Source organism: Pseudomonas sp. UBA6699, from assembly GCF_002454615.1.
Classification (GTDB): Bacteria; Pseudomonadota; Gammaproteobacteria; order Pseudomonadales; family Pseudomonadaceae; genus Aquipseudomonas; species Aquipseudomonas juntendi.
The window spans coordinates 1-3,148 of record NZ_DKJF01000042.1 but is presented as its reverse complement, the minus strand read 5'-3'; the positions used below and the strand labels follow the sequence as shown (position 1 = coordinate 3,148).

Sequence of the window (3,148 nt, the reverse complement as noted above, 5' to 3'; positions counted from 1 at the left end):
CTCTTGGCGCATGCCTCAAAGTCGCGTCGTACGAACAAGGCGGCCGCGCGCATCTGGCACAGGGGTTACTGGCCCGAAACAGACGTAGGAGCGAGCGCAGCTCGCGATTGCGCCGCGCGGGCGGCGCTCGATCTCACAGGCGCTGAAGATGCCCCGGCTACCCTTGCCACAAACCCTAGAATCTCCCACTGCGGGAGCTGGCCTGCCGGCGATTAGGCCGGATCAACCAAGCAACGCTTTCAGGTCTTGCAATTCCTGCTCGGTCAGCGCCACCCCCTCCTCGTCTGCCACCTCGCGCTCGCGGTAACGCCGTTCACCCGGCATGCGCGTCAACCCTGCCGCCTGCATCTGCTCCACCAGATCGCGGCTGCGCTGGGCAAAACGCTCGCCCTCGGCCTTGCTCGGGTCGATGACGATGATCAGTTGCCCGGTCCATGGCGTTTTCGCCCCCGGGTGCTCCGCCCAGTCGAATTCCCAGGAGAAGTGCCCGCCTGTCAGCGCCGCCGCCAGCAATTCGACCATCATCGACAGCGCCGAACCCTTGTGCCCGCCAAATGGCAGCAAAGCACCGCCCTCGAGAATCGCCTTGGGCTCGGTGGTTGGTTCGCCATTGGCATCGACACCCATGCCTTCGGGAAGCGGCTGGCCGGCACGCGCGGCAATCTGCACGTCGCCGTGGGCCATGGCGCTGGTGGCCATGTCGAAGACGATCGGGTCATGCCCGGCGCAGGGTGCTGCAAAGGCGATAGGGTTGGTGCCGAACAGAGGCTTGCGGGCCCCATGCGGCACCACGCAGGTCATGCTGTTGACCACGCTGAGGGCCACCAGGCCCTCTTCAGCGAACGGCTCCACGTCTGGCCACAAGGCGGCGAAATGGTGCGAGTTGTGGATCGCCAGCACGGCAATGCCGGCGTTGCGCGCCTTGGCCACCAACAGGTCGCGGGCCGCCGCCAGTGCGGGCTGGGCGAACCCGCCAGCGGCATCGACGCTGACATAGCCGGCGGCAAGGTCACTGACCTTGGCCACGGCCCGCCCATCGACCCAGCCGCTGTTCAGCGTGGACACGTACCCCGGCATGCGGAACACCCCATGGCTATGGGCACCATCGCGCTGGGCGCTCGCACAATTGTGGGCCAGCACCCTGGCCACGCTATCGCTGCAGCCATGGCGCTGGAAGATAGCCTGCAGCAGGCCTTGCAGCTCGATAAACGGCACGCGCACGACGGTGCCGGTGGACGGTGCGGACATCTGAAGCTCCTTGTTGATTTTGGAGTGGCTACAGCGTTGCAACGGCAAAACTTTCCCGCGAGTGACAGATATCTGTCAAATGTTGACTTAATGGCAGAAAACATTCATTTTCTTCCCAAGCCTTACCTTCTGGAGCCCCAGCATGAGCCAACCGATCAAGCAACGCCTGGAAGCCAGCCTCGACGGGGCCGCAGCGTCAGGCCGCAAGATCGCCACCTACATGCTCGCCAACCTGCACGAACTGCCGTTCCAGACCTCGGCCAGCATCGCCGCCAAGCTGGGCGTCAGCGAATCCAGTGTCGGGCGGTTTTGCCGCTCCCTGGGTTATGCCCACCTCAAGGCACTTAAGCAAGACCTGCAGAGCGACCTGGGCGATGGCCCGTGGCTGGTGGGCGACCGCTTGCACGATTACCGCCAGCGCCAGGACGCCAGCGACAACGGCGGCAGCCTGGAACTGGAAATGGCCGCCCTGGTGCGCGTGCACGAGTACCGCCAAGGCCCGGCCTGGCACAACGTGGCCCAACGCCTGGCGAGCAAGCGCCGGGTCTTTGTTGCAGGTTTTCAGACCGAGCGCGGCCTGGCCATGTGCATGGGCCACTTGCTGCAATACCTGCGCGATGGGGTGCAACTGGTCGACCTCAGTGCCGGGCACTTTGCCGACGTGCTGCTCGGTAACGCCGCAGACAGCGCCCTGGTGGTGTTCGAGGCGCGCCGTTATTCCCGCCATGCCCTGTTGCTGTGCCAAAAGGCGCGCGAGGCGGGCATTGCGGTCACCTTGGTGACCGACACTTTCTGTGACTGGGCCGATGCCAACGCCGACGAGGTGTTCCGCATACCCACCGAATTCAATCTGTTCTGGGAATCCACCTCGGCCATGCTGTCGTGGGTACACCTGATGGTCAACGAGGTCTGCAAGAAACTCGGGCCGGATGTTGAAAAGCGCTTGGAAGCAACTGCCGCTCTACATAACGAGTTCGTCGGCTACACCACGTGGTCGGCGGGCAAACAACAATAGCAAGAGTGCAATGAGGTGCGAGATGAACAAGTCCATGGCCTTGCTGGGTGCGTGCGCCCTGCTGCTGGCGGGTGCTGCCAGTGGCGAAACCCTGCGCTTCGCCACCGAGGGTGCCTACCCGCCGTTCAACTATGTCGACGCCGATAACCAGTTGCATGGCTTCGACGTCGACATTACCCATGCCCTGTGCGAACAGATGAAGGTCGAGTGCACGCTGGTGGCTCAGGACTGGGAAGGCATCATCCCGGCGCTGATGGCGCGCAAGTACGACGCTGTGGTGGCCTCGATGATCGACACCGAGGAGCGGCGCAAGAAAATTGCCTTCACCGACCATTACTACCGTACCCCGTTGACCGTGGCCGTGGCCAAGGACAGCAAGATCACCGATGCCCAAACCCACTTCGACGGCTACACGGTTGGCGCCCAGTCGTCGTCTACCCAGGCCATTTATGCCGAGGACGTTTACGCCAAGGCCGGCGCTGATGTGAAGCTGTACCCGACCATGGACGAAGCCAACGCGGACCTGGCCGCCGGCCGCCTGGACGGGGTGATTGCCGACAAATTTCCGCTTCAGGAATGGATCAGCAAGAACGGCGGTGACTGCTGCAAGATTCTGGGTGATGTAGCCAACACCAAGGCCGATGCCGCCATTGCCGTGCGCAAGGATGATGAAGCCTTGCGCCAACGCTTGAACACCGCGTTGCAACAGATCGTGGCCAACGGCACCTATCAGAAGATCGCCAGCAAATACTTTGCATTCGATATCTACAACTGATCTTCAAGCCCTCATTGTCTGACCGGGCCCTATCGCCGGCAAGCCAGCTTGTATGATTAGACTTGAAGGGAGGAGGAGGGACAAAGCCAGCTTATGACTGTTAAGATCGG

At 62.6% G+C, this 3,148-nt stretch carries 3 protein-coding genes; 2 read left to right on the top strand and 1 reads right to left on the bottom strand.

What is annotated here, in order from left to right; translation table 11 throughout:
* Positions 1-222: 222 nt before the first annotated feature.
* Positions 223-1,248, bottom strand: coding sequence for an Ldh family oxidoreductase (locus tag B3361_RS07925; protein ID WP_054905893.1), 1,026 nt, complete (start codon positions 1,246-1,248; stop codon positions 223-225).
* 142 nt (positions 1,249-1,390) lie between these two features.
* On the opposite strand from B3361_RS07925, the gene B3361_RS07920 reads away from it, so the two are divergent.
* On the top strand, positions 1,391-2,263 hold the full coding sequence (locus B3361_RS07920; RefSeq protein WP_029886745.1) for a MurR/RpiR family transcriptional regulator: 873 nt from the start codon (positions 1,391-1,393) through the stop codon (positions 2,261-2,263).
* Between the two features lie 22 nt (positions 2,264-2,285).
* Positions 2,286-3,038: a transporter substrate-binding domain-containing protein gene (locus tag B3361_RS07915; protein WP_054905894.1), complete on the top strand. Its 753-nt coding sequence runs from the start codon at positions 2,286-2,288 to the stop codon at positions 3,036-3,038.
* Positions 3,039-3,148: the final 110 nt, after the last annotated feature.

What these genes read in the sequence shown, in the direction of transcription:
- B3361_RS07925 (WP_054905893.1), bottom strand. Translation starts at nt 1,248, where the DNA reads ATGTCCGCACCGTCCACCGGCACCGTCGTGCGCGTGCCGTTTATCGAG.
- B3361_RS07920 (WP_029886745.1), top strand. Translation starts at nt 1,391, where the DNA reads ATGAGCCAACCGATCAAGCAACGCCTGGAAGCCAGCCTCGACGGGGCC.
- B3361_RS07915 (WP_054905894.1), top strand. Translation starts at nt 2,286, where the DNA reads ATGAACAAGTCCATGGCCTTGCTGGGTGCGTGCGCCCTGCTGCTGGCG.